At 67.2% G+C, this 23,850-nt stretch carries 23 protein-coding genes and 1 pseudogene; 3 read left to right on the plus strand and 21 right to left on the minus strand.

The features are described 5' to 3' along the window. From L540_RS20365 to flgB, 12 genes are all read right to left on the minus strand, one after another. Positions 1 to 913: Tar ligand binding domain-containing protein (locus L540_RS20365; RefSeq protein ID WP_048026715.1), on the minus strand; the 913-nt coding region annotated here is incomplete at its 3' end. Between the two features lie 80 nt (positions 914 to 993). Next, a complete protein-coding gene (flgL, locus tag L540_RS20370) occupies positions 994 to 2,235 on the minus strand; it encodes a flagellar hook-associated protein FlgL (protein ID WP_043208521.1) in 1,242 nt (413 codons plus the stop codon). Between the two features lie 16 nt (positions 2,236 to 2,251). Next, on the minus strand, positions 2,252 to 3,901 hold the full coding sequence (gene flgK / locus L540_RS20375; RefSeq protein ID WP_043208474.1) for a flagellar hook-associated protein FlgK: 1,650 nt from the start codon (positions 3,899 to 3,901) through the stop codon (positions 2,252 to 2,254). A gap of 75 nt (positions 3,902 to 3,976) precedes the next feature. After that, complete coding sequence (flgJ, locus tag L540_RS20380; protein WP_043208472.1) at positions 3,977 to 4,948, minus strand: flagellar assembly peptidoglycan hydrolase FlgJ; 972 nt, start codon at positions 4,946 to 4,948, stop codon at positions 3,977 to 3,979. Positions 4,949 to 4,960: 12 nt separating this feature from the next. After that, on the minus strand, positions 4,961 to 6,097 hold the full coding sequence (locus tag L540_RS20385) for a flagellar basal body P-ring protein FlgI (protein ID WP_043208471.1): 1,137 nt from the start codon (positions 6,095 to 6,097) through the stop codon (positions 4,961 to 4,963). A 4-nt stretch (positions 6,098 to 6,101) separates the two neighbouring features. Continuing rightward, entirely contained in the window at positions 6,102 to 6,788 is a 687-nt protein-coding gene (locus tag L540_RS20390; protein WP_043208468.1) for a flagellar basal body L-ring protein FlgH, read from the minus strand. After that, on the minus strand, positions 6,788 to 7,573 hold the full coding sequence (gene flgG, locus L540_RS20395) for a flagellar basal-body rod protein FlgG (protein WP_043208466.1): 786 nt from the start codon (positions 7,571 to 7,573) through the stop codon (positions 6,788 to 6,790). The genes L540_RS20390 and flgG overlap by 1 nt, the downstream gene beginning before the upstream one ends. A gap of 52 nt (positions 7,574 to 7,625) precedes the next feature. After that, complete coding sequence (locus L540_RS20400; protein WP_043208463.1) at positions 7,626 to 8,387, minus strand: flagellar basal body rod protein FlgF; 762 nt, start codon at positions 8,385 to 8,387, stop codon at positions 7,626 to 7,628. A 7-nt stretch (positions 8,388 to 8,394) separates the two neighbouring features. Continuing rightward, positions 8,395 to 9,618, minus strand: a complete 1,224-nt coding sequence (gene flgE, locus L540_RS20405) for a flagellar hook protein FlgE (RefSeq protein WP_043208461.1) — start codon at positions 9,616 to 9,618, stop codon at positions 8,395 to 8,397. 68 nt (positions 9,619 to 9,686) lie between these two features. Then, entirely contained in the window at positions 9,687 to 10,379 is a 693-nt protein-coding gene (locus L540_RS20410) for a flagellar hook capping FlgD N-terminal domain-containing protein (RefSeq protein WP_043208459.1), read from the minus strand. Between the two features lie 11 nt (positions 10,380 to 10,390). Continuing rightward, a complete protein-coding gene (gene flgC, locus L540_RS20415; RefSeq protein ID WP_043208457.1) occupies positions 10,391 to 10,810 on the minus strand; it encodes a flagellar basal body rod protein FlgC in 420 nt (139 codons plus the stop codon). A 20-nt stretch (positions 10,811 to 10,830) separates the two neighbouring features. Further along, positions 10,831 to 11,241, minus strand: coding sequence for a flagellar basal body rod protein FlgB (flgB, locus tag L540_RS20420; RefSeq protein ID WP_043208456.1), 411 nt, complete (start codon positions 11,239 to 11,241; stop codon positions 10,831 to 10,833). Between the two features lie 171 nt (positions 11,242 to 11,412). Here flgB and flgA point away from each other — a divergent pair, with 171 nt between their 5' ends. From flgA to L540_RS20435, 3 genes are all read left to right on the plus strand, one after another. Continuing rightward, positions 11,413 to 12,105: a flagellar basal body P-ring formation chaperone FlgA gene (gene flgA / locus L540_RS20425; protein WP_043208455.1), complete on the plus strand. Its 693-nt coding sequence runs from the start codon at positions 11,413 to 11,415 to the stop codon at positions 12,103 to 12,105. A 127-nt stretch (positions 12,106 to 12,232) separates the two neighbouring features. Next, entirely contained in the window at positions 12,233 to 12,520 is a 288-nt protein-coding gene (flgM, locus tag L540_RS20430) for a flagellar biosynthesis anti-sigma factor FlgM (RefSeq protein ID WP_043208453.1), read from the plus strand. Next, positions 12,517 to 13,002, plus strand: coding sequence for a flagella synthesis protein FlgN (locus L540_RS20435; protein WP_231584923.1), 486 nt, complete (start codon positions 12,517 to 12,519; stop codon positions 13,000 to 13,002). Before flgM ends, L540_RS20435 begins: the two co-directional genes overlap by 4 nt. Before the next feature lie 48 nt (positions 13,003 to 13,050). Here L540_RS20435 and flhF read toward each other — a convergent pair whose 3' ends face one another. The 9 genes and pseudogenes from flhF to L540_RS20480 all read right to left on the minus strand — a co-directional run. Continuing rightward, a complete protein-coding gene (gene flhF / locus L540_RS20440) occupies positions 13,051 to 15,531 on the minus strand; it encodes a flagellar biosynthesis protein FlhF (protein ID WP_043208452.1) in 2,481 nt (826 codons plus the stop codon). Further along, complete coding sequence (flhA, locus tag L540_RS20445; RefSeq protein ID WP_043208450.1) at positions 15,528 to 17,645, minus strand: flagellar biosynthesis protein FlhA; 2,118 nt, start codon at positions 17,643 to 17,645, stop codon at positions 15,528 to 15,530. Before flhA ends, flhF begins: the two co-directional genes overlap by 4 nt. A gap of 3 nt (positions 17,646 to 17,648) precedes the next feature. Further along, positions 17,649 to 18,791, minus strand: a complete 1,143-nt coding sequence (gene flhB, locus L540_RS20450; protein ID WP_043208448.1) for a flagellar biosynthesis protein FlhB — start codon at positions 18,789 to 18,791, stop codon at positions 17,649 to 17,651. A gap of 128 nt (positions 18,792 to 18,919) precedes the next feature. Beyond that, positions 18,920 to 20,482: a methyl-accepting chemotaxis protein gene (locus tag L540_RS20455; RefSeq protein WP_048026718.1), complete on the minus strand. Its 1,563-nt coding sequence runs from the start codon at positions 20,480 to 20,482 to the stop codon at positions 18,920 to 18,922. A gap of 181 nt (positions 20,483 to 20,663) precedes the next feature. Next, positions 20,664 to 21,293 carry a protein phosphatase CheZ gene (cheZ, locus tag L540_RS20460; protein ID WP_043208446.1) on the minus strand — a complete coding sequence of 210 codons (630 nt, stop codon included), beginning with the start codon at positions 21,291 to 21,293 and terminating at the stop codon, positions 20,664 to 20,666. Between the two features lie 8 nt (positions 21,294 to 21,301). Then, complete coding sequence (cheY, locus tag L540_RS20465) at positions 21,302 to 21,691, minus strand: chemotaxis response regulator CheY (RefSeq protein WP_043208444.1); 390 nt, start codon at positions 21,689 to 21,691, stop codon at positions 21,302 to 21,304. Between the two features lie 42 nt (positions 21,692 to 21,733). After that, positions 21,734 to 22,783, minus strand: coding sequence for a protein-glutamate methylesterase/protein-glutamine glutaminase (locus L540_RS20470; RefSeq protein ID WP_043208441.1), 1,050 nt, complete (start codon positions 22,781 to 22,783; stop codon positions 21,734 to 21,736). Beyond that, on the minus strand, positions 22,783 to 23,616 hold the full coding sequence (locus L540_RS20475) for a CheR family methyltransferase (protein ID WP_109842585.1): 834 nt from the start codon (positions 23,614 to 23,616) through the stop codon (positions 22,783 to 22,785). Before L540_RS20475 ends, L540_RS20470 begins: the two co-directional genes overlap by 1 nt. Positions 23,617 to 23,635: 19 nt before the next feature. Beyond that, positions 23,636 to 23,850 (minus strand): annotated as a pseudogene (locus tag L540_RS20480) (methyl-accepting chemotaxis protein); the annotation flags it as partial.

Below are 23,850 nucleotides of genomic sequence, written 5' to 3' on the forward strand. Positions count from 1 at the left end.
ACGCGGCCGTCTCTTCCAGCGAGGCGGCCTGCTCTTCGGTGCGGCTGGACAGATCCGTATTGCCCGCCGAGATCTCGCGCGCGCCGACGTTGATCTCGTCCACGCCGCGGCGCACCGTCGAGACCGTGCGCGTCAGGCTCTCCTGCATGCGCTTGAGCGCGGCGAATAGCTGACCGATCTCATTGCTGTTGCGCACTTCCACCCGCGCCGTCAGGTCCCCGCCGGCGATCCGGTCGAAATGGCCGCCGGCCTCGACCAGGGGCTTGAGCACATTGCGCGCGATAAACAGCCCGCCGCCCACGGCCAGCAGGACGGCCAGCGCCACCAGCACCAGGGTCACCGTATTGGACTGCTTGTGCGCGGCTTCGGCTTCGTCGACATAGACATCGGTGATCGCGTCCACATAGCTCGTATAGGCCTGCATGGCCGTGTCGAACTGTGTGTTCTGCGTCGACGCCGCGGGCGTGAGCTGCATGTATTCCGCAATGGCCTGGCGCGCCACCGTGTCCTGCAGGCGCTTGAGGACTTCCATATAGGACTTGAACTGGGCCAAGACCGGCGCGGCCTTTTCTTCCACGTCGGGCGACTTGGGCGCCTTGGCGAAGACCTCGAAACGCTTGGCCGCCTCGGCCAGGGCGTCGCCGGCCCGCTTGGCCTGCTCTTCGAATTGCCGCAGCCGGCCTTCCTGCAGGTCGGAGACGGCGTTGTTCATATTGATGCGCGCGCGCAGCGCATAGGTATAGCCGGCATAGCTCGGCATCACCTGATCCGAGAAGATACGATTGACTTCATCCAGGCGCGTATTGCTGGCGTTCATGCCCAGCCAACCGGCGGCGTTGGATACCAACATCGCCAGGAAGAAGAGCCCGAGCACCAGGATCATGCCGGTACGGACTTTCAGATTCGCAAACATGCTATTTCCGCTCTTTATCGAAATCGCGCTCCCCGAGGGGAGCGCGAGGGTCTTTCCATTGAGGTCTGGGAGGCCGGGCCTTATTTGTTCATGGAGAACAGGCTGGAGCCGATGATCTTGGAGAAGGACGACGATGCCGCCTGCAAGGCCACTTGCCGCAGCAGCAGCTCGGTCGTCGTTGAATAGATGTCCACGTTCTCCAGGTTGGAAAGCTGCTGCGTATAGGACAGGCCATTTTGCGTGCCGGTCGCATCCAGGGCGTCGAGCTCGTTCATGCGCGCGCCCACCGAGGCGCGCACCGTCAGCACATTGTCCAGGCCCAGCGTCAGGGTCTTGTTGGCCGTCGCCAGCTTGTTGACCAGCTCGGCCGTCTGCACGCCGCTGTTGCCCGTGGGCGTTTCCAGCGTCGTGATCAGGTCATTGAGCATGGCGAACATATCCATATTGCCGCTGTCCGGCGTCTCCACGGAGAAGGTGTCGCCCGCGGCGGGCTGGCCCTTGAGGGTCAGCGATACGCCGCCCATGTCGATCCGGGCGCCTTCCTTGTACTCGGCGGTGATCGGCGTATAACCCGGCGCATCGCTGGTGATGGTGTATTCCAGCGCGCCCGTGGCGGCATTGTTGCCAAAGGTGATCTTGAAATTGGAGCCGACGAAATTGCCCGCGGCGGGCGCATCCAGCGACACCTGGCCGAACTGGCCCGTGCCGGCATTGGGCGCCGCGGCGCTGCCCGCCGAGGTGATATAGGCCAACGTGCCGGCCACCGCGCGGCTGAAGATGTCGGTGCCGATGTCGCTGCCGGCCAGCTGGCGGCTCTGCTCGACCTGGACCATGCGCTGGCCCGTGTCCCCGTTGTAGGTCACATTCCCATTGCCGTCGATCTCATAGGGCTGGGTAAAACCCTGGTAGCCCGAGAACAGATACTGGCCGTTGCCATCGGTGGCATTGGCCAGGCCGACCAGCTCGTCGCGGGCGCTCTTGAGCACCGAGGCCAGCGATTGGCGGTCGGAATCGCTGATCGTGCCGTTGCCCGCCTCGACCACGCGCTGCAGCACGCTCTGCAGGGTCGTGACCACGGAGTTCAAGGCGTTTTCTTCCAGGCCCAGCGATTGCTTGATGGTGTTGCGGTTGGCCGCATAGGTGCTGTTCATGCTGGCCGTCTGCGAGACGTTGATGGCCAGCGAGGCGGCCAGGGGGTCGTCCGAAGGCGCCAGCACGCGCTTGCCGCTGGCCAGCTGCTCCTGCAGCCGCGACATCAGGCTTTCCTGGTTGAGAATACCGTTCAGGCCGTTCTGGTAGATCAGGGAGGTGCTAAGACGCATCATCTAACTCCGGGGCTCAGCGCAGGCCCAACAAGGTATCGAACAGCACGCCCGCCACATTGATGATCTTGGCGCTCGCCTGGTATTGCTCCTGGTAGACGGCCAGGTTGACGTATTCTTCGTTCAGGTTGACGCCGGAGACCGAGGCAAAGGCCGTGGTCTGCTGCGTGGTCAGGTTGTTGGCCGCCGTCATCGCGGTCTTGACCTGCTGGGTCTGCACGCCGACGTTGTTGATCAGCCGCGAGAACTGCTCATTCAGGCTGGTGGTGCCGTTGTTCAGCACCTTGGCGGTCTGCAGCTTGGCCAGCTCAAGGCCGTTCTGGCCATTGGTGGTGCCGCCGTTGCTGTCGGCCAGGGCCCACTGGTTGGGGTCGCTGAGCACCATGCCGATGTCGCGCGCCGCATCCCGCGTGGGCTGGAACTGCCAGCTGTCGCCGTCGGCCGGCAGGCCGCTGGGCGTGATGGTCACGCCGTCGAAGCTCATCGCGCCCGTCACGGGGTCGGTCGTGTAGCTCACTTCGGTGTTGTCGGACAGCCGCGTGATCTTGTAGCCATCGGCCGCGTCATACTCGATCTTGTAGGCGCTGGCGTGGATCTGCGAGGCATCCGTATACGCCGAAACGATGTCCACATTGCCGCTGTTCTTGGCGCCGGGGATGGCCGCCGGGGCCTTGATGTCGAATACATCGCCGCCCGGCTGGCCGTTCAGGTCCAGGCCCTTGGCGTTCTGCGCATTGACCGCCAGGGCCAGGCCGATGGCCAGCTGGCCCAGCTGATCCTGCACGGCGTCCAGGGCCGAGCCGCGGAAACTCAGCAGCCCGCCCAGCTTGCCGCCGCTGACCTGGCTGTCCTTCAGCTCGATGGTCAAGGTGCCGCCATTGCCGTCGGGCAGCGTATAGGCCAGCGCCGTGCGGCTGGGATCGGCGGCCGAATTGACCGCCGCCAGCGGATAGATCGTGCGGCCGGACAGCAGGGTCTGGCCGGATTGCAGCGAGATGTTCAGGGTGTCGCCCTGCTCGTACCAGCGCACGCCCACCAGCTCATTGAGCTCGGACAGCGCCTTGTCGCGCTGGTCCAGCAGGTCGTTGGGCGGCTGGCCGCTTTTGCCGCGCGCGATGGTGATCTGCTGATTGAGGTCGTTGATACGCTCCAGATAGCTGTTGACCTGGGAGACCGTGGTCGAAATCTGGGTATTGAGGCCGTCGCGCTGGTTCTGCAGCTGCTGATAGGCCGAATTCAGCTGCGAGACCAGGGTGCTGGTCTTGCCGGTCAGGTCCTGGCGCACCGCCGGATCGGCCGGCGAGCTGGCCGCCGCGTTCATGCTGCTGAAAAAGCCCGCCAGCGCCGGCGTGATGCCCACGGTGCGGTCCGCGAACTGGTTGTTGATGGCCGAAAGCTGGTCGTACTGGGCGCTGAGCTGGGCGGCGCTGCCCTTGGCGCCCACGAGCTGCTTGTACAGAAAACTGTCGTATTGGCGCTTGACCGTGTCCACCTGGACGCCGCGGCCGAAGAAACCCTGGCCCGTCCCCGTGGCGCCGGCCGTCGAAGTCACCACCCGCTGGCGGGTATAGCCGTCAGTGGCCGCATTGTTGATATTGTGGCTGGTGACTTCCAGGCCCGCCTGGGAGGCGTTCAGGCCCGTCATGGCCAAGTTGTACAGATTCATGCTTTCCCCGGGGTATGCCGCTGCCGGCTCAGAGAGGGTTCGGATACATCCTTAACGGCGGCTGGCGGCCTGAATTTAGGGCTTGCCCGAAAAATCCACCCGCGCGACCGAAGCCTGCAGCTGGCCCATGATGCTGATCAGTTTTTCCGCGTAGCGCGGGTCCGTGGCATAGCCCGCATCCTGGATGCGGCGCGCGGCCTCGATCTCATTGCGCGACTGGGCCACGCTCTCGTAGCGCGCGCTGTTGCCGATCAGGCGCGCGTAGTCGGCAAAGGACTCCTCATAGGAGTCATAGGCGCGGAAGGGTTGCGTCACCTTTTGCGGCACGCCGTCGACATACTCGGTCGTGAGCACATGGACGACCTTGCCCTTCCAGCTCGCGCCGGCCTTGATGCCGAACAGGTTGTAACTGGTGCTGCCGTCGGGCTGGCGGATTTCGCGCTTGCCCCAGCCGGACTCCAGGGCCGCCTGGCCGAGGATGAGGCGGGCCGGCACGCCGCTCTGGGCGGCGGCGGCATTGGCCGCGTGCGACATGCGCGAGACAAAGTCCACCACATGGTCGGGCGCGCCCTCGGCCGCCGCCACGGCGCGGTCGCGCGCGCGGTTGTTGCGCAGCACGTCCAGCAAGGCCGAAATCCCCGCTTCCGGCTTGGCCGCCGCATAGCGGCCGGCCTGGTCGCGCGTCACGCCCGCGGGCGCGTCGGCCGCGGCGCCGGCGGCCGGCCCGGCGTTTTGCTGCATCTGCTTGAGCAAGGCGTCGGCCAGCCCGAGGCCGGGCTTGGCCAGCTGCAAGGCCATCTGCTCATCGGACATGGATTGCAGCATCTCGGTCTGCTGCGAATCGAAAATCCCGTCCTTGGGCGTGGCCTCGCGCATGCGCTTGAGCATCATCTGTATGAACAGGGCCTCGAACTGCTGGGCGACCTGTCTCTGCTGCTGGACGTCGTCCGGGCGCTGGCCCACGCCGCGCTTGAGCTCGCTCAGCTTGCCCAGGTCGAATACCGAATCCGCGGCTTGCCCGCCGGCCAGGGAGGAAGTCAGCGCCATCTGCCCCGGGCCTCAGATGATTTCCAGGTCGGCGCGCAGGGCGCCGGCCGACTTCATGGCCTGCAGAATGGCCAGCAGGTCCTGCGGCGTGGCGCCCAGGGCGTTGAGCGCCTTGACCACATCGGCCAGATTGGCGCTGGTGGTCACGCGCTGCAAGGCGCCGCTGTCCTGGCGCACTTCGATCTGGGTATTGGGCACGACCACGGTCTGGCCATCGGTAAACGGCGTATCCGGCTGGAAAACCTGGTTCTGGCGGTTGATGACGACCGACAGATTGCCATGGGCCACGGCGGCCTCCTCGATCATGACCGTGCGGTTCATCACGACCGAGCCGGTACGGGCATTGATGATGACCTTGGCCGCCGCCGGCGCGCGCACGATGGGCAGATTCTCGATCTGCGACAGGAAAGCCGGCATCTGGTTGGGATCCAGCGGGCCGCGCAGCTGCACCACGCGGCCGTCCATCACCGTGGCCGTGCCCGCGCCGAACTGGCGGTTGATCGCGGCCGCCGCGTTCTGCGTGGTGCCGAAATCGCTGGTGTTCATTTCCAGATAGACCATGCCGTCCTGGGCGAAGGTGGTCGGCACCGGCCGCTCCACAATGGCGCCGGCCGAAATCCGCCCGCCGTTGAGCGAATTGATCTGTACGCTGGAGCCGCCAGCCGAGGCCCCTGCCCCGCCCACCAGCACATTGCCCTGGGCAATGGCGTAGACGCTGTTGTCGGCGCCCTTCATGGGCGTCATCAGCAGCGTGCCGCCGCGCAGGCTCTTGGCATTGCCCATGGAGGAGACCACCACATCGACGGTCTGGCCCGGACGCGCGAAGGCCGGCAGCGTAGCCGTCACCATGACGGCGGCCACGTTCTTCAATTGCATATTGGTGCCCGCCGGCACCGTGATGCCCAGCTGCGACAGCATATTGGTCAGGCTTTGCTGCGTGAACGGCGTCTGCCGCACCTGGTCGCCGGTGCCGTCCAGGCCGACCACCAGGCCATAGCCGATCAGCTGGTTGCCCCGCACGCCCTGGAAGGTCGCCAGATCCTTGAGCCGTTCGGCGGCCACGGCCGGCGCGGTCGCCAGCACGGCCGCCGCCAGGCAGACCCGGGCGGCAAGAGACAGCAAGGAAAAAGGCGATGTGCGTTGTGTCATGAGATCAGAACGGCGAAGCGATCAGGAAAAAGCGTTGCAGCCAGCCCATGGTCTGGACCTCGTCCATCACGCCCTTGCTGCGATACTCGATGCGGGCGTCGGCCACGCGCGTCGACGACACCGTATTGGTGCCCGTGATGGAACGCGGATCGACCACGCCCGACAGGCGCACATACTCGCTGCCCCGGTTGATCGCGATCTGCTTCTCGCCCGCGATCTGCAGATTGCCATTGGGCAGCACGCCCACCACGGTCGTGGTGATGGAGCCTGTAAAGGTATTGTTGGCGCTGCTGTTGCCCGTGCCCTTGGAGGTGTTGTCGCCGGAAATATCGGTATCCAGCTTGCCGTTGATCACCCCGTCCATGAACTTCGGCGCGGCCGTCACGCCCAGATTGCTGCTGCCCGAACGGCTGGTATTGGTCGATACCCCCTTGGCTGCATTGGTCTTTTCTTCCAGCATCACCGTCACGATGTCGCCGACGTTGCGCGGCCGGCGATCCTCGAACAGGGGATAGTTGCCGTAGGCGGTGGGCTGGTAGATGGAGCCATTCGGACGGCCCGCCGGCGGCGCCGGCATGGGCGGCGGCGCCGTGGTCGGGCCGATCACCACCGGTTCCGGCGGAATCATGGCGCAACCGGCCGATAAAACCATCAGCAGGCCGGCCATCGAGCGGGCAGCAGTTTTCAGCATCACAGTTGGGTCAGGCGAGCCAGCATTTCATCCGAGGTCTTGACGGCCTTGCTGTTCATTTCGTAGGCGCGCTGGGTGGTGATCATATTGACCAGCTCTTCGGCCACATTGACGTTGGAGGTTTCCACGTAGTTCTGCATGAGGCTGCCCGCGCCGTCCACGCCCGGCTGCAGCAGATTGGCCGGCCCCGAGGAGTCGGTCTCCAGATACAGGTTCTCGCCCACGTTCTGCAGGCCGCCCGGATTGATGAAGGTCGCCAGCTGCAGCTGGCCGATCTGCACATTGACCCCGGCGTTGCCCGGCTGGGTGACCGAGACGGTGCCGTCCTTGCCTATGGTCAGCGACAGCGCGTTGTCCGGCACGTTGATGGGCGGCTGGATCACATAGCCGCCCACGGTGGTGAGCTGGCCGTTCTGGTCCACGCCCAGGCCGCCGTCGCGGGTATAGGCCTGGGTGCCGTCGGGCAGATCCACCTGGAAAAAGCCGCGGCCCTGGATGGCCACGTCCATTTCGGCGCCGGTGTTGTTCAGATTGCCCTCGCTGTGCAGGCGCTGGGTGGCGGCCACCCGCGCGCCCGTGCCCAGCTGCAGGCCGGTGGGCAATTGGTTGGCGTCGCCAACCTGGGCGCCGGGCTGGCGCAGGGTCTGGTACATCAAGTCCTGGAAGACCGCCCGGCCGCGCTTGAAGCCATTGGTCTGGACGTTGGCCAGGTTGTTCGAAATCACGTCCATCGAGGTTTGCTGACCCTCGAGGCCCGTCTTCGAAATCCACAACGAACGCATCATGATGAAAACTCCTGGCGCGGCCCCATGGCGCGCGCGCTCTGACTAATCGGATTCAGCTTGAAATCGACAGCAGCCCGTTGGCGCGGTCGGCATTGCGGTTGGCCTCGTTGATCGCCTGCATCTGCATCTCGAAGCGGCGGGCATTCTCTATCATGGCCACCATGGCGCCCGAGGGGCTGACATTGCTGCCCTCCAGCACGCCGGCGATCAGGCGCTGCGTGGGGTCGGCCGGCAGTGCGGCGGGCTGGCCGTTGGCCTGCGGCGGCATGCGGAACAGGCCATCGTCGCCGCGCACCAGCTGCGCCTCCGGCGCATTGACCATCTTCAGCCGTCCCATGTTCAGGATGTTGTTGGGCGGATCGCCCGCCCCGATGGCCGTGATGGTGCCGTCGCTGGCGATGGTCAGCGACGCCTGGTCGGGGATATCGATCAGGCCGTTCTGGTCGGACAGCACGGGCTGGCCATTGGCCGTCTGCAGCAGGCCGTTGACCCCCACCTGCAGGCTGCCGGCGCGCGTATAGGCCTCGCCACGCGGTGTCTGGACCGCGAACCAGCCGGGCCCGGACAGCGACACATCCAGCTCGCGGCCGGTGGACTGCATCAGCCCCATGGCGAAATTGCTGCCCGGGGTGGTGGTCGCCGTGGCCACGCGCGTGGGCAGCGAGGTGCCGTCGTTCACGGGCACGGAGCGATACATCGCCAGCTGCTCGCGGAAACCCGGCGTGCTCACATTGGCGAGGTTGTTGCTCAGCACGGCCTGGTGTTCGGCCGTGCGCGCCGCGCCGTTCATGGCGGTGTAGATGACGCGATCCATGAGCCGCTTAACGCATGTTCATCAGGACCTGCAGGACTTCATCCTGGGTCTTGATGGTCTGGGCATTGGCCTGGTAGGTGCGCTGGGCGACGATCATATTGACCAGCTCCTGGCTCATGTCCACATTGGACGCTTCCAGCGCCTGGCCGACCAGGGTCGCCAGGCCGTTGCTGCCGGGCTGGCCCAGCGTGGCCTGGCCCGACTCGCTGGTCTCGGCCCAGGCATTGTCGCCCACCGGCTTGAGACCGCCCACATTGTTGAAATTGGCCAGCGCGATGGTGCCCACGGACTGGGATTCGCCATTGGTGTACTGGGCCACGATGGTGCCGTCCTTGGCGATCGAGATGCCCGAGAACTCGCCGCTGGCATAGCCGTTGGCCGTGACCTTGGGGCTGAAATCGCTGCCGAACTGGGTGACGTTCTGATAGCTCATCAAGATCGTCATGTTGTCGGCCGGCGAGGTCGTGCCGCCGGGATTCGGAATGTCGATCGTGCGGTCCGGGCTGGCGCCAGTCAGCACGCCCGCGCTGTTGAAAGTCAGCGTAGTGTGGTCCTGGCCGCCATCGACCGTCATGGCCTTGCCGTCCACGGTGTAGTAGACGTCATACTGGCTCTCGCCCGTCGGGCTGGCCGCGCGCTTGACGAAGTACTGCACCAGCTGGTGCGCATTGCCCAGCGAGTCGTAGATGGTGGTGGGCACCGAATCCGTATAGGTGGCGCTATTGGTCGGGTCGAAGGCCGGCGCGGCGGGCACCACCTCGGCATTGGCGTTCAAATTGGTCTGGGTGCTGGCCGTGCTGCTGACCTGGGGCGCGATATTGCCCTGCGGGACCGACAAGGCCACCGGATCCGTGCCCACGCCGCCGGCCGGGTAGCCGGTCAGGCGATAGCCCAGCGCGTTGGTAATGAAGAAATCCTTGTCGATGCCGAACTCGCCGTTGCGGCTATAGACGATATTGCCGCTCGTGTCCGCCAGGCGGAAGAAGCCCTTGGCGCCGTCGATGGCGATGTCGTATTCGCCGCCCGTGGTCGTCACCGTGCCCACCGTGAAACGCTGGTTGATCCCGGCGACCTTCACGCCCAGGCCCACGCGCGAACTGGCGTACACATCGGCAAACGACACCGAGCCGGATTTGAAGCCGACGGTGCCGGAGTTGGCGATGTTGTTGCCGATGACGTCCAGGTTCTGCGATGCGGCGCGAAGCCCGCTCAATCCTTGTCCGAAGCCCATGTCTTTATCCCATCAATCCAAGTTTGAAAAGCGCCGCCGCTGGCCGCGGCCAGGCGGCGGGCACCGCGTCAGCCGTTCAATACCTTGCGGATGTCCAGCATGCTGACCTTGCCGCCATTGAGGCCCAGATCCAGCCGCAGGCCGTTATTCGAGTAGTCCACGCTCTTGACCACGCCGTAGGACAGCGCTTCGGCCGCGATCGCCTTGTTATCGGCGTCGAAAGCGGTGACCTGGAAGGTGTAGGCGCCGTCCTTGACCGCGCTGCCGCTGTCGTTGTTGCCATCCCAGGCAAAGGTGTAGACGCCGGTGGCGACATCGGTCTGCTCAACGGTGCGCACCACGTTGCCGGCCGCGTCCATGATCTTGATCGTGAGCTTGGCCGCGTCCGAAGGCACGTCGTAGCCCAGGGGCGTGGCCACGCGGCGGGTCGGATCATCGGCGTCCGTGCCCAGCGAGGTCTTGTTGCCCGGCACCAGCACCGCCTTGCCGATCAGCGACACCGCATCCATGGACTGCGACACATCGATCTGGCCGCTGATGGACAGCAGGGTATTGTTCAGGTTGGTGATGCCCTCGACCGTGGAAATCTGCGCCAGCTGGGAGGTCAGCTCGGCGTTCTCCATCGGGTTCAGCGGATCCTGGTTCTTGAGCTGGGTGACCAGCAGGGTCAGGAACTGATCCTGGATGCTCTTGGCCGCGTTGGACGTGGCCTGCCCCACCTGGGCATTGTTGACTTTGTTCGTGCTATTGACGGCGGTCATGGCGATTCCCTTCAGCTCTGGCCGATGGTGAGCGTGCGCTGCATCAGCTGTTTGGCCGTGTTCAGCACCTCGACGTTGGCCTGGTAGGAACGCGAGGCGGCGATCATGTTCACCGTCTCGGCCACCGGGTCCACATTGGGCATGGCGACATAGCCCTGGGCGTTGGCCAGGGGATGCCTGGGGTCATAGACCATCTTCAGCGGCGACTGGTCCTCGACCACGCCGACCACCTTCACGCCGCCGATCTCCTGGCCCTGGGCCTGGCCGGCGGGCGGGTTGACCTGGAAGACGACCTGGCGCGCGCGGTAGGGCTGGCCGTCGGGGCCGGCCACGCTGTCGGCGTTGGCCAGATTGCTGGCTGCCACGTTCAGGCGCTGCGACTGGGCCGCCAGCGCCGAACCGGAAATGTCGAAAATACTGAGCAAGGACATGCGCCTGGACTCCTGGATACTTATTCTGAAATGGCCGACTGCAGGCTCTTGATGCGGTTCGAGAGCACCTGCAGGCTGCTCTGGTAGTGCAGCGTGTTATCGGCGAACTGCACGCGCTCGATATCCATGTCCACCGTATTGCCGTCCAGGCTGGCCTGGTAAGGCAGGCGATAGAGCAGCTCGGCGGGACCGCCCGTGCTGGCCGCCTTGGCCGGGATATGCCGCGCCGAGGTCAGCGTCAGCTGGGTGTCGGGCAGGCGCATGCGCGCGTCCACCGCATTCTGCATCGCCGCCTTGAAATCGAAATCCCGGGCCTTGTAATTGGGGGTGTCGGCATTGGCGATATTGGACGACAACACTTCCTGGCGCTGCGCGCGCAGCGCAATGGATTGCTGGAAGAAGCGGAAGTCCTCGTTTAGCCGATCTAGCATGGGTCACGCCTTCAATGTTGGGTAGCGGGCCGCCCGCGCGGGCGGACAGACCTTTTTGGCATGACGGCATCTTAGGGGGGGGCCGGGCAAGACAATCAGCCAAATAAACCGCTATTTCCAACGCAATTCCGGTATTGCCCGGGCAGCCGCGGTTTCTACAATCTGGTCATCATGCGAGCCGCCCTCCTCTCCATCGCCCTGCTGTGCAACGGTTTGAGCCTGACAGGCGCCCACGCCCAGGCCACGGAACCGCCCGAGAACATCTCCCGGGCGGCGGAGGATTTCCTCAAGAGCCAGCTGGCGTTGTTGTCCAGCCAGGCCAGCGTGACCATGGACCCGATCAAGAACGACCGGCTGCCGGCCTGCGAGGCGCTATCGCCCTTCATGCCGGCCTCGCTGCGCCCGCGCGCGCGCATGACGGTGGGCGTGCGCTGCGGCGCGCCGCACAACTGGACCACCTATGTGCAGGCCAGCGTGAGCATGACCGGCACCTACTATGTGGCCGGCCGGCAGATTCCACCCGGCAAGACCCTCGGGCCCGAGGACCTGGACGCGCGCGAGGGCGATCTCATCACCCTGCCCGCCGGCGTCATGACCGATACCGCCCGCATCCTCGGCATGCAGGCGCGCCACCGCATCAATGCCGGCCAGCCCATACGCGGTTCGGCCCTGCGCAACGCCGATGCCATCGCCCGGGGCCAGAACGTGCGCATCATCGCGCGCGGCAATGGCTTTACCGTCAGCAGCGAAGGCCAGGCAATGGAAGACGCCCCGCCGGGCGCCACCGTCCAGGTGCGCACCGCCTCGGGGCAGGTCGTCAGCGGCGTGGTGCAGTCCGCCGGCCAGGTGGAGGTCCAGCTGTAAGTATGTTACAAATTCAAAAAGGCCACGATGCCCCTAAAGTTTGCGGCAACGCGGCCGTTACCCGGGCATGACAAGGCAGAGCAGGTCCTGACAACCGCAGCCCATCTCTCGCCCAGCGGAGAATATCTTGAAGATCAATACCACCCTCGCCCGCCCGGTAGCCGCCAATCCGGTGCAGCGCTCCGATGGCGCCCTGGGCCAGGCCTATGGCGCCGGCGGCAGCAATGCGAGCAGTGCGCAGGTCGCCCTGAGCGGCGCTTCGCGCCAACTGCTGGCCCTGCAGGAAGGGGGTAGCGATATTGACATCGAGCGCGTGGCGGCCATCCGCGCGGCCATCGCCTCCGGGCAGCTGCGCATCGACCCCTCCCGCATTGCCGACAGCCTGATCGCCAGCGCCAAGGAATTGATCAAGTGAATCTGGTTTCCCTGCCTGGCGCCCTGGCGTCCTGCATCGAGGACGAAACCGCGCTCATCCTGCAATTCCAGGCCGCGCTGCAGGCCGAGGGCGAAGCCCTGCTCGACCGCAAGGCCACGCAGGCCCTGAAAGAAGCCGCCGAACACAAAGAAATGCTGGCCGACAAACTCGTGGCCGCCAGCCAGGAGCGCGACCGCATCCTGGCCGCCATGGGCCTGGCGCCCGGCCACGCCGGCACCGAAGCCGCCGCCGAGCGCCACGCCGAACTGGCGCCGCTGTGGCAGGCGCTGCAGCATCAGGCCGCCCAGGCCCGCGAAGCCAACCAGCGCAACGCCATCCTGCTCGAAGTCAATCTGCGCTACACCGAACAGACCCTGGAGGCCTTGCGCCGCCTGGGCAGCCAGACCGCCTCGACCTACGACGCCAATGGCCGGGGCCGGCGCATGGGCGGCGGCGCCAGCCGCGCCATCGTCGCGACCTGACAGCCGCCGGGCGCCGGCCAGCCCGGGCCGCCGGCATGCGGCGCGCCCTCAGCGCCCTTCCGACATTTCCAGCAAGGCAAACATCTTCAACAGCGCCACCGGCAGCAGCCGGCTGGGCATCTTGCGCTCGGCCGGTCCGATCAGGCCCGCCAGCGAGGCGCGCGCCTGCTCGGCATGACTGAGCTGCCAGCAGGCGGCGGCCAGCTGTCCGGCCAGCAAGGCCTGGGCGCGCAAGGCATCCACCCCATGGGCGCGCGGCAAGGCCGCCCAGGCGTGCGCCATATAGCGGAAAGCCGTCTTGGCGCGCTCATGATGGACCAGCCAGCCGGCCACCGTGGCCGCATCGGCCTGGGCGGACGTCAGATTGCTCAGGCCGAAGTACTGCGCCTTGATGTCGCCGCCGCGGGCATCGACCACGCGCGCGCCTATCATGCGCAAGGGCCGGCCTTCGTGGCCGCGGGCCGCCAGATTGAGTTCCGTGCCGCAGGCCCAGAGCGTATCGCCGCCCGGCAGCTCGCCGGCCGGCATATAGCCCAGGCTGCGGGCCACGGCATTCAGGGTGGTCGGGCAATCATCATGCAAGACACGCTGGCCGCCCGCGCAGCGCGCCAGCCAGAGCTCGCCCGCCTCGGAAAGCGCCTGGGACAGGCCGGCCGTGCCCATGTCGAAGACCTGCACCTGGGGCAAGGCGTCCAGCGCCTCGCGCAGCCAGGCCGCGCGCGCCAGCAAAGCCTCGGCCGGCTGGTCCGAACCCAGGCCCATGGTATTCAGCGTGCCATGCGGCAGCATCAGGTGCTGCGCCGGCGCGGCCAGGGCGGCGCCCCGGTCGCTCATCATCAGCGTGGCGTGCAGTTGGCCGCCCGGCAGGCCTTCGCCCTTGAGGGCGCTCTTGCCGTGCACGGCCAGCAGATAGCGGCCGCACTGCGCCGGGAACTCGCGGCGCAGCATGGCCACGGCCTGGGCCCGCGCGGCCTCGGCGGCCGGCGCGCGCGAGATGGCCCGCCACAAGACCCTGCCCTGTTTGCAGGCCGGATCGCCGGCCAGCCAATCCAGCGCCTCGTCCAGCGCGGCCTCCTTGCCCGCCGGCTGCATGGCCGTGGCCAGCAGGCGCCGTTGCTGCTCGGGGTCCTTGCCCGCGTTCTGCCACAAGGCGGCCAGGTCGGCTTCGCTGGGCGCATACAGCGCGCGCTGCAGGCTGGCCAGGGCGTGGTCCACCAGCGGCTGGGCCTGGGCCGGCACCAGATGCTCGGGCACTTTCTGGCCGTTGGAAATGTAATGGATGGGCAGGCGGTGGCGGATGGCCGTGTCCAGCGCCGGCCCCAGGCGCGTGGCCTCGTCCAGCTTGGTGATGATGCAGCCCACCACGTCCTCGCCCACGCCATGGCGATAGGCGTGCGCCACCTCGTCCAGCGTATCGCCCTGGCTGGCCGCGTTGAGCACCAGCAGGCGGCGCACCTGGCGTCCGCCGCTGCATAGCAGCGCGGCCTGCTCGGCCACATTGCGGTCGCGCTGGCTGATGCCGGTGGTATCGATCAGGATGATCTTGCGGCTGCCCAGCTCGTCCAGGGCCTCGCGCAGTTCGGCGGCATCGCGCACGGAGCGGGCCGGCACGCCCATCAGGCGGCCGTAGATCTGCAGCTGCTCCAGGGCGCCGATACGGAAATTGTCGGTGGTCAGCATGGCGACCTGGTCACGGCCTTCGCGGGCTACGCAGCGCGCGGCCAGCTTGGCCAGCGTCGTGGTCTTGCCCACGCCGGTCGGGCCGACCAGGGCCAGCACGCCGCCCGCGGCCAGAAAGGCGCTCTCGTCGCGCAGCACCGGCAGATGGGTCAGCAACTCATTGCGCGCCCAATCGCGCGCGCGCGCGGCATCCAGCTCGGCAGGCAGGCGCTCAAGCAGCGCCCGCAGCAGCGGCATGCTGAAGCCCGCCTCCAGCAGGACACGGAACAGGCCCGCATTGACGGGTTCGCGCGCCAGCTTGCGCCCGCCCCACAGCAGGCCGTCCATGCGATTCTCCAGCGCGCCGCGCAAGGCGTCGATGGCCTCGTGCACATTGGGGACCTCACCGGCGGGCGGGGCCGGCGGCAACGCGGCCGCCGCGCCTCGCATGGGCGCATCGGGCAGGCGCGCCATGGACGCGGGCAGCGCGGCCTCGGCGGCCGGGATCGCGGGAGGCTGGACCATGGGCGCGGCCGGCGCCGGGACGGCCGGTCCGGCGGGCGCCGCCATGGCCGCGCCATAGGCGGCCGCCGAGCGGGTGGCGAGATAACTGTCCGGCCGGGCGCTGACCGAGGGCGGCGCGGGCGGCAGCGGCTGGACCTGGGGCGGCGCGGGCGGAGGCGGCGCGGGCCGCGCCTCGGCCGACGCGGACGCCGGCGCGGCCTGCGCATCGCTGTCCAGCGCGGCCAGCACCTCTATGCCTTGCTCCACCGTGCGGTTGGAGATGATGAGCGCATCCTCGCCCAATACTTCGCGCACCTGGCGCATCACATCCCGGGTGTTGGGCCCGGTAAACCGATGAATCTTCACTCGTTGCCACCCCCGATCAGCGCCGTGACGCGCACCACGCGCTCATCCGGAATTTCCGCGTTGGACAACACTCCCAGCTGCGGCAGGTGGTGCCGCAGGAAGCGCGACAGCGGCGCGCGCAAGGGCGGCGACACCAGCAGCACCGGCGCATTGCCCTGCCCTTCCTGGCGCGCCACCGCCGCCTCGGTCTCCCGCAGCAGCGTCTCGGCCAGCCCCGGCTCCAGGCCGCCGCTGGTCGCCATGGCCTGCGACAGCACGCGCTCCAGCTTGACGTCCAGGCCGATGACCCGCAGTTCGCCGTCGCCGGGGAACCATTGCTGTGTGATGGCCCGGCCCAGGGAGCGGCGCGTCAGCGCGATCAGCTCGTGGACATCGGGCTGGCCGCCCGCCGTGCCGGCCTGGGCGGCCAGGCGCGGGGCGTGCTCGGCCACGGTATCGATGATGGTGCGCATGTCGCGGATGGGGACCTCCTCGGACAGCAGGCCCTGCAAGACCTTCTGCAGCGTGGTGAGCGATACCGTCTTGGGCACCAGGTCTTCGACCAGCTTGGGCGCATCGCGGCCCAGGCGGTCGAGCAGCTGCTGCACTTCCTGGCGGCCCAACAGGCTGGAGCCATGGCGATGCATGAGATGGTTCAGGTGCGTGGCGACCACCGTGCTGGCGTCGACCACCGTATAGCCCGACACCTGGGCCAGATCGCGCTGGCCGTTGTCTATCCACACCGCCGGCAGACCGAAGGCCGGATCCGTGGTGGGCGTGCCCTTGACCGGCGCCGAGACCCCGCCCGGATCAATGGCCAGCCACTGGCCGGGCATGGCCGAGCCGCGCCCGACTTCCACGCCCGAAAGCAGGATGCGGTAGTCGTTGGGCTTGAGTTCCAGGTTGTCGCGGATATGGACCACGGGCGGCAAAAAGCCCACGTCCTGGGCGAACTTCTTGCGCAGGCTGCGGATGCGATGCAGCAGCTCGCCGTTCTGGGCGTGATCCACCAGCGGGATGAGGCGATAACCCACCTCCAGGCCCAGCTGGTCGACCATGGTCACGTCATCCCAGGTCGCCTCGGCCGCCGCGGCCTGGGCTTGCGCCGCCGCCTGGGGCTGTTCTTCGACCGCCTTGCGCTGGCGCGCCGCCTCGCGCTTGGTCAGGCTATAGCCCACGCCGGCCAGCAAGGCCGCCAGCGTCAGGAAAGCGACATGCGGCATATTGGGAATCAGGCCCATGATGCCGACGATGGCCGCCGTGAGATACATCACATGCGGGTTGGAGAAGAGCTGGCCCAGGATCTGCTGGCCGACGTCCTGGTCGGTGGACACGCGCGAGACGACCACGCCGGCGGCCGTGGAAATCACCAGGGCCGGAATCTGGGCGACCAGGCCGTCGCCGATGGTCAGCAGCGTGTAGACGCGAGCCGAGTCGCCCAGCGACAGATCGTGCTGGGCCACGCCCACGATCAGGCCGCCCACCACGTTGATCACCATGATCAGCAGGCCGGCCACCGCATCGCCGCGCACGAACTTGCTGGCGCCGTCCATGGAGCCATAGAAGTCCGACTCCTGGGCCACCTCGGCGCGCCGCCGCCGCGCTTCGTCCTCGCCAATCAGGCCGGCGTTCAGGTCGGCGTCGATGGCCATCTGCTTGCCCGGCATGGCGTCCAGGGTGAAGCGCGCCCCGACTTCGGCGATACGCCCCGCGCCCTTGGTGATGACGATGAAGTTGATGATGGTCAGGATGACGAAAATGATGATCCCGACCGCGAAATTGCCCCCCACCAGGAAGTGGCCGAAGGCCTCGATCACCTTGCCGGCGGCGTCCGGTCCCTGGTGGCCGTGCAGCAGCACGACCCGCGTGGAGGCCACGTTCAACGACAGGCGCAGCAGGGTGGCGAACAGCAGCACCGACGGAAAGGCGGCGAAATCCAGCGGCTTGCGCGTGAACATCGCCACCAGCAGGATCATGATGGACAGCGCGATATTGAAGGTGAACAGCAAGTCCAGCAAAAAGGTCGGCAGGGGCAGCACCATCATGCCCAGCACGAGCACGATGAGCACCGGACCGGCGAGAATCCGCGCGTTGGCCGCGCCATTGGTTTTCAAGAGCGTGAGCAGGCCGCCCATTTCTTAGACTCCTTGCGTCGCGGGATCCAGTTCGGCTGGCACCGGCAGGGCCGTCGGCGCCGCCGGCTCGGCGCCCGCGCCCGCATGCCAACTGCGCAACTGGAAGACCCACGCCAGCACTTCCGCGACCGCGGTATAGAGCGCCACCGGGATTTCCTGTCCCAGTTCGACGTGTTGATGCAAAGCGCGCGCCAACGGCGGCGCCTCCAATGTGGGGATGCGGCTTTGCGCCGCGATTTCGCGGATGCGCGTGGCCACCAGTCCCGTTCCCTTGGCGATCACCCGGGGCGCGCCGCCCTGGCCTTCGTCGTAGCGCAGGGCCACGGCATAGTGCGTCGGGTTGGTGACCACCACGTCGGCCCGCGGCACCTCGGCCATCATGCGGCGGCGCGCCATGGCGCGCTGCTGCTGGCGGATGCGGGCCTTGATGTGGGGGTCGCCCTCGCTTTCCTTGTGTTCCTGGCGCACGTCCTCCTTGGACATGCGCAGCTTCTTCAGGTGCGACCAGATCTGCCAGGGCACGTCGATCAGCACCACCAGCAGGAGCGAGGCGACGATGAAGGCGCAGCACAGCGCCACCATGCCCAGGGCCGAGGTCAGCGCGGCCGAGGGCGCCACATGCATGAGCCCCAGCATATCGTCGTGGTAACGCCAGATCACCCAGGCCGCCACGCCGCCCACCAGGAAGGCCTTGGCGAAGGCCTTGACCAGTTCGACCAGGGTCTGGGCGGAGAAAATCCGCTTCAGGCCCGAAATGGGGTTGAGCTTGGAGGCCTTGAAATCCAGCGGCTTGCCGGAAAACACCAGGCCGCCCAGGGCGACGCTGCCCAGCACCGCCACCACGGCCAGGATGAGGAAAATCGGCAGGATGGTCCACAAGGCCTGGCCCGCGCCGTGCGCGGCCAGGCTGACCATCACCGTCGTATCCTGCGCCACGCGCTGGTCAAAGCCCATGCCGCCGCGCATCACGCCGGACAGGCCGCGGTAGAGCATGCCGCCGCTGAGCCACAGCCCGGCCACGCCGGCGGCCAGCATCAGAAAAGTCACCAGCTCGCGCGAACGCGCGATCTGCCCCTCCTCGCGCGCCTTTTCCAGGCGCCGGGGTGAGGCGGCTTCTGTCTTTTCGAGATCGCTTTCTTCGGCCATATTCTGCGCAGGGGCCAGCCGCGAGGATGCAGATGGCCCGCCGAGATTCTAGGGGGGCCGCCTCTGGCGCGATCATCCAAGAAAAGGGGGGAAAGCCTCCCTATTCCGCCGCCTCTGCGTGCCGCGCCTCAGGCGGCCTGCCCGGCCGGCGCGTCCGCCCTGGCGCGCGGCCGCCGCGCCGGCGCCTGGAGGGTCTCCTGGAAACGCATGAAATCCAGGCCGATGCGCACCGCGCCCCAGTGCTGGCCGTCCACGAAGACCGGCACCGACACGTCGTTGACGATCTCGCCGGTGTCGCGCGGATAAGTCTGGAACAGCAGATTGCCCGTATTGGCGGCCAGTCTCGCGCCCACCGGATCGTCGAAAATGCGCTTGTGCCGCACGCGGGCGATGTCGACCTGGCGCTCGCCGGTCGGCGCGTGCGAGTAGCGGCTATTATGCGCCGGCGCATAGCCGTTGGCGTCCACCAGGATGGTGTAGATGGCGCCCGGCACCGAGGCCAGCACCTCGTCCAGCAGCCCGGTCAGGCCGTCATCGATGCCCCGGTCGTAGGCCGTGTGATAGCGGGCGGGGTCGCTGCCCGGTATGCGCTGGTAATGCCGGTCAAAGACGTCCAGTCCGTGCGCCTGGGCCTCGCGCAGCAGCGCGGCGGCCTCGTCCCGGAAGCGCGTCACCGCCTCGCACAGCGCATCGAAAGCCGTGTTGCCGGTCCGCATGCCGGCCAGCACTTCCTGCACGCTTTCCGTCTGCCGCCGGATGCGGTCAACCTCGCCCGACATGGCGGCCACGCGGGCCTGGACATCGGCGCCCAGCGTCGCCAGGCGCAGCACTTCCTGGCTCATGGCGTGGTTGGTCTGGTCCACCTCGGCAATGGCGCGCACCACCTCCCCGACCTGGTGGTTCATGCCGTCGAAATCCTGCACGAAACGCGCGAAATCATCCTGGGTGCGGCCCAGCACCTGGCCCGAGGCATCGGCATCGCCGCGCAGCTGCGCGGTGCGCTGCCCCGTGGTCTCGGCCAGGGCCAGCATCTCCGAGCCATGGGTGGAGATTTCGCTGGTGGCCGCATTGACCCGCTCGGCCAGACGGCCGACTTCGCTGGCCACCACGGCAAACCCCCTGCCGGCCTCGCCGGCGCGCGCCGCCTCCACCCCGGCGTTGAGCGCCAGGAGCTGGGTCTGCAAGGCGATGCCCTTGATCTGCCGGCTGATATCGCTCACCGAGCGCGCCCGCCCGGTCAGTTGCTCGACCACCTGGCCGAATTCGGCCATCTGGGCGTTCATGCGCGCGATGCGCGCGGCCACCTCCCGCAACTCGTCCAGGGCGCGGCGGGCCGCGCCCAGGTTGTGCGCCGAGACCGTTTCGATCTCGCGGGCGTGTTCGGAAGTGGTGGCCGACAGCGCGGCGATCTGCCGTCCGCTGGCCGCCAGCGCCTCGGCGGCCGCGGCCTGTTCGCGCGTCAGCTGGGCGCACTGCCCGGCCTGGTACTGGGTGCGCGCGGTGTTCAGGGCGATTTCGATGCTGGACTGGCGCACCGTGATGATGCGGGCGCGGATCTGGGCCACGAAGCGATAAAAGGACCAGGCCGCGGGGCTGATGGACCAGGCCCGGTCGGCCAGCGTGGACTGCCCCCGGTTCAAGCGGCGAAGCAAGCGCCAGAGCCCGCCGATACGGACTGTGCGACTACCCATGAAAGTCTCCCGTCAAGCGCGGACGTTCTCCATGGGCAGCGCCCTTGCATCCGTCGCCACGGCGCGATGCGCCGTCCCTTATGCTGCGGGCCCCTGTTTATTGTGGCCTCCAGTCTAGCCCAGAACCCCGGGCTCCGGGCCAGACAGGCTGCTAGGGAAAGTACGGCTGGCTTGACGCGGATCAGAAGCCCAGGCTGGCCAGCAGGTCATCGACCTGGTCCTGGCTGGTGACCACATCGGTGCGGCCCTCGGGATTGATCTGGGGGCCGTTGAGCAGGCTTTGCGCCTCTTCGCGGCGCTCCTGGGGCACGTTGTCCAACAGCACCTGCAGCAGTTCGCGTTCGATCGCGCCCACCACGTCCATCATGCGCATGATGACCTGGCCGGTCAGGTCCTGGAAGTCCTGGGCCATGACGATTTCCATCAGCTTGGCCTGGGTGAACTGCGTGCGCTCGGGCACATCGGCCAGGAAGGCGCGCGTATCCTTGACGAGCTCGCGCGCCTCGGGCAGCTCCAGGGGCTGGTCGAACCACTGCTGCCAGCGCGCATCCAGCGCCTTGGCCGAGCGCGCCATGCCGTCCTGCGCGGGGCCGGCGGCCTCGGTGGCGTTGAGCACGCGATTGGCGGCCTGCTCGGTCATCTGCGCGACATAGCGCAGGCGGTCGCGGGCATCCGGGATGGCCTCGGCGGCATCCTTGATGGCCTGGTCCAGGCCCAGTTCGCGCATGCTGTCGCGCAGCATGCGGGTCAGCGACGCGATCCGGTGGATCAGATCACCCGTGTCCTGCGGGGAAGCCGTGGTCTCTGTCATGGCGCACCTCAGCCGGCCAGTTTCTCGAAGATCTTGTTGAGCTTTTCTTCCAGCGTCGCGGCCGTGAAGGGCTTGACCACATAGCCGCTGGCGCCGGCCTGGGCGGCGGCGACGATGTTTTCCTTCTTGGCCTCGGCCGTCACCATCAGCACCGGCAGCGAGGCCAGCGCGGCGTCGGCGCGGATCTGCTTGAGCATTTCCAGGCCGTCCAGGTTGGGCATATTCCAATCCGAGACCACGAACTGGAAGCCGCCGTTGCGCAGCTTCTCCAGGCCGATGACGCCGTCCTCGGCCTCGTCGACGTTCTCGAACCCCAGCTCCTTGAGCAGGTTGCGGATGATGCGCCGCATGGTGGGAAAGTCATCCACCACCAGAATCTTGATTCCCTTATCTACCATTTCAACTCCAATAGGATTGTTGTACTGCGCGCCGGCCGGTCTCTAGACGCGATGTCCCCGGTCGCCGGCGCGCATGAGAATGCGCTCACTCATTTCCGACAAGGGCACCACCTCGTCGGCGGCCCCCAGCTGTATGGCTTCGCGCGGCATGCCGAAGACCACGCAGCTGGCCTCGTCCTGGGCCAGGGTATGGGCGCCCGCCCGCTTCATGGCCAGCAGGCCGGCCGCGCCGTCCTTGCCCATGCCGGTCAGCAGCACGCCGATGGCGTTGCGCCCGGCCGCCTGCGCGGCGGACTGGAACAGCACGTCCACCGACGGGCGGTGGCGGTTGACCGGCTCGCTGGCCTGCAGCGCGATGACATAGTTGGCGCCGCTGCGGTCCAGCTTCATGTGCTGCTCGCCGCCCGGCGCCAGATAGACGTGGCCCGGCAGCACGCGCTCGCCATGGGTCGCTTCGCGCACCGTGACCGCGCACAGGGCGTCCAGGCGCTGGGCGAAAGAGCGCGTAAAGCCCGCCGGCATATGCTGCGTGATCAGGATGGCCGGACTGTCCGGGGGCAAGGGCTGCAGGACCTCGCGGATGGCTTCGGTGCCGCCGGTCGAGGCTCCCAGGATGACGAGTTTCTCGGAGCTGGTGTAGGGGCTGCGCAAGCGCAGCGGCGCGACGGCGGCCGGCGCCGGCGCCCGCAGCCTGGCCCGCGAAGCCGCGCGGATCTTGTCGGCGATCAGCTCGGAATACTCCAGCAGGCCGTCGCGTATGCCCAGCTTGGGCTTGGTCACGAAATCGATGGCGCCCAGTTCCAGGGCGCGCATGGTGATTTCGCCGCCCCGCTCGGTCAGCGAGGACACCATCACCACCGGCATGGGGCGCAGGCGCATGAGCTTCTCGAGGAAATCCAGCCCGTCCATGCGCGGCATTTCCACGTCCAGCGTCAGGACGTCGGGATTGTGCTGCTTGATCAGCTCGCGCGCCACCAGAGGGTCTGGGGCGGTCGCCACGACCTCCATATCCGGATGGCCGTTGATGATCTCGGTCATCAGCCCGCGCACCAGGGCCGAATCATCCACGCAAAGTACTTTTATCTTCTTCATCAGTGACCGGCCGCGCACTCATAAACCGTCTGCCCGCGCAGACGGAAATCCTGGCTGATATAGGTAAAATTCTCGGAATGCCCGGCAAACAGCAAGCCGCCCGGCTTGAGCAAGGGAACAAAGCGCCGCAGGATCTTGGCCTGCGTCGGTTTGTCGAAATAAATCATGACATTGCGGCAGAAAATGGCGTCGAACTTCTCCTGGATGGGCCAGGACGGGGCCAGCAGGTTGAGGGTCTCGAAGACCACCATGCCGGCCAGTTCGGGCCGCACCTTGACCTGCCCTTCGTTGGCGCCCTTGCCGCGCAGGAAAAACCGCCGCAGGCGCTCATCGCCCAGCTTGGCCACCCGCTCCCAGGCGTAGACGCCGGCGCGCGCGCGGTTCAGGCAATGGGTGTCGATATCGGTGGAATAGACCCGGCTGCCGCCGCCGCGTCCGCTCTCGGCCAGGGTCATGGCGATGGAGTACGGCTCTTCGCCGGTCGAGGCCGCGCAGCACCAGATCGACACCGGCCCGCCGCGGCCGCGCGCGAAATCGGCCAGCACCGGAAAATGATGCGATTCGCGGAAGAAGGCGGTCAGGTTGGTCGTCAGGGCATTGACGAATTCTTCCCACTCCGGCGCGCCCGTATCCTCTTGCAGGGCATTCAGATAAGAGCCGAAATCCCCAACGCCCAGGGCGCGCAGGCGCCGCGCCAGGCGGCTGTAGACCATCTCGCGCTTGTGCGCGCCCAGGGAAATCCCCGCGCGCGCGTAGATCATGCTGCGCACGCGCGAAAAGTCCGCGTCGCGGAAATCGAATTGACGCTCCGCCGTGAACGGGGCGTTGGCCATAACGGTGCTCACGCCAGCCTCAGTGCTCCAGCGCCAGGGCATCCTGGCCCGGCAGCGGGCGCGTCCGCGCCCGGCCGGCCAGCTGCGCGGCCGGCACATCGATGACCTCGCCCGCATTGAGCTTGAACACCGCCACGGCATCGGCCAGTTGGCGCGCCTGCTCCTGCAGCGAACCGGCGGCCGCGGCCGCTTCTTCGACCAGGGCGGCGTTCTGCTGCGTGACCTCGTCCATCT

Source organism: Bordetella pseudohinzii (assembly GCF_000657795.2).
Taxonomy (GTDB): domain Bacteria; phylum Pseudomonadota; class Gammaproteobacteria; order Burkholderiales; family Burkholderiaceae_B; genus Bordetella; species Bordetella pseudohinzii.

What these genes read in the sequence shown, in the direction of transcription:
- flgL (WP_043208521.1), bottom strand. Translation starts at nt 2,235, where the DNA reads ATGCGTCTTAGCACCTCCCTGATCTACCAGAACGGCCTGAACGGTATT.
- flgK (WP_043208474.1), bottom strand. Translation starts at nt 3,901, where the DNA reads ATGAATCTGTACAACTTGGCCATGACGGGCCTGAACGCCTCCCAGGCG.
- flgJ (WP_043208472.1), bottom strand. Translation starts at nt 4,948, where the DNA reads ATGGCGCTGACTTCCTCCCTGGCCGGCGGGCAAGCCGCGGATTCGGTA.
- L540_RS20385 (WP_043208471.1), bottom strand. Translation starts at nt 6,097, where the DNA reads ATGACACAACGCACATCGCCTTTTTCCTTGCTGTCTCTTGCCGCCCGG.
- L540_RS20390 (WP_043208468.1), bottom strand. Translation starts at nt 6,788, where the DNA reads ATGCTGAAAACTGCTGCCCGCTCGATGGCCGGCCTGCTGATGGTTTTA.
- flgG (WP_043208466.1), bottom strand. Translation starts at nt 7,573, where the DNA reads ATGATGCGTTCGTTGTGGATTTCGAAGACGGGCCTCGAGGGTCAGCAA.
- L540_RS20400 (WP_043208463.1), bottom strand. Translation starts at nt 8,387, where the DNA reads ATGGATCGCGTCATCTACACCGCCATGAACGGCGCGGCGCGCACGGCC.
- flgE (WP_043208461.1), bottom strand. Translation starts at nt 9,618, where the DNA reads ATGGGCTTCGGACAAGGATTGAGCGGGCTTCGCGCCGCATCGCAGAAC.
- L540_RS20410 (WP_043208459.1), bottom strand. Translation starts at nt 10,379, where the DNA reads ATGACCGCCGTCAATAGCACGAACAAAGTCAACAATGCCCAGGTGGGG.
- flgC (WP_043208457.1), bottom strand. Translation starts at nt 10,810, where the DNA reads ATGTCCTTGCTCAGTATTTTCGACATTTCCGGTTCGGCGCTGGCGGCC.
- flgB (WP_043208456.1), bottom strand. Translation starts at nt 11,241, where the DNA reads ATGCTAGATCGGCTAAACGAGGACTTCCGCTTCTTCCAGCAATCCATT.
- flgA (WP_043208455.1), top strand. Translation starts at nt 11,413, where the DNA reads ATGCGAGCCGCCCTCCTCTCCATCGCCCTGCTGTGCAACGGTTTGAGC.
- flhA (WP_043208450.1), bottom strand. Translation starts at nt 17,645, where the DNA reads ATGGGCGGCCTGCTCACGCTCTTGAAAACCAATGGCGCGGCCAACGCG.
- flhB (WP_043208448.1), bottom strand. Translation starts at nt 18,791, where the DNA reads ATGGCCGAAGAAAGCGATCTCGAAAAGACAGAAGCCGCCTCACCCCGG.
- L540_RS20455 (WP_048026718.1), bottom strand. Translation starts at nt 20,482, where the DNA reads ATGGGTAGTCGCACAGTCCGTATCGGCGGGCTCTGGCGCTTGCTTCGC.
- cheZ (WP_043208446.1), bottom strand. Translation starts at nt 21,293, where the DNA reads ATGACAGAGACCACGGCTTCCCCGCAGGACACGGGTGATCTGATCCAC.
- cheY (WP_043208444.1), bottom strand. Translation starts at nt 21,691, where the DNA reads ATGGTAGATAAGGGAATCAAGATTCTGGTGGTGGATGACTTTCCCACC.
- L540_RS20470 (WP_043208441.1), bottom strand. Translation starts at nt 22,783, where the DNA reads ATGAAGAAGATAAAAGTACTTTGCGTGGATGATTCGGCCCTGGTGCGC.
- L540_RS20475 (WP_109842585.1), bottom strand. Translation starts at nt 23,616, where the DNA reads ATGGCCAACGCCCCGTTCACGGCGGAGCGTCAATTCGATTTCCGCGAC.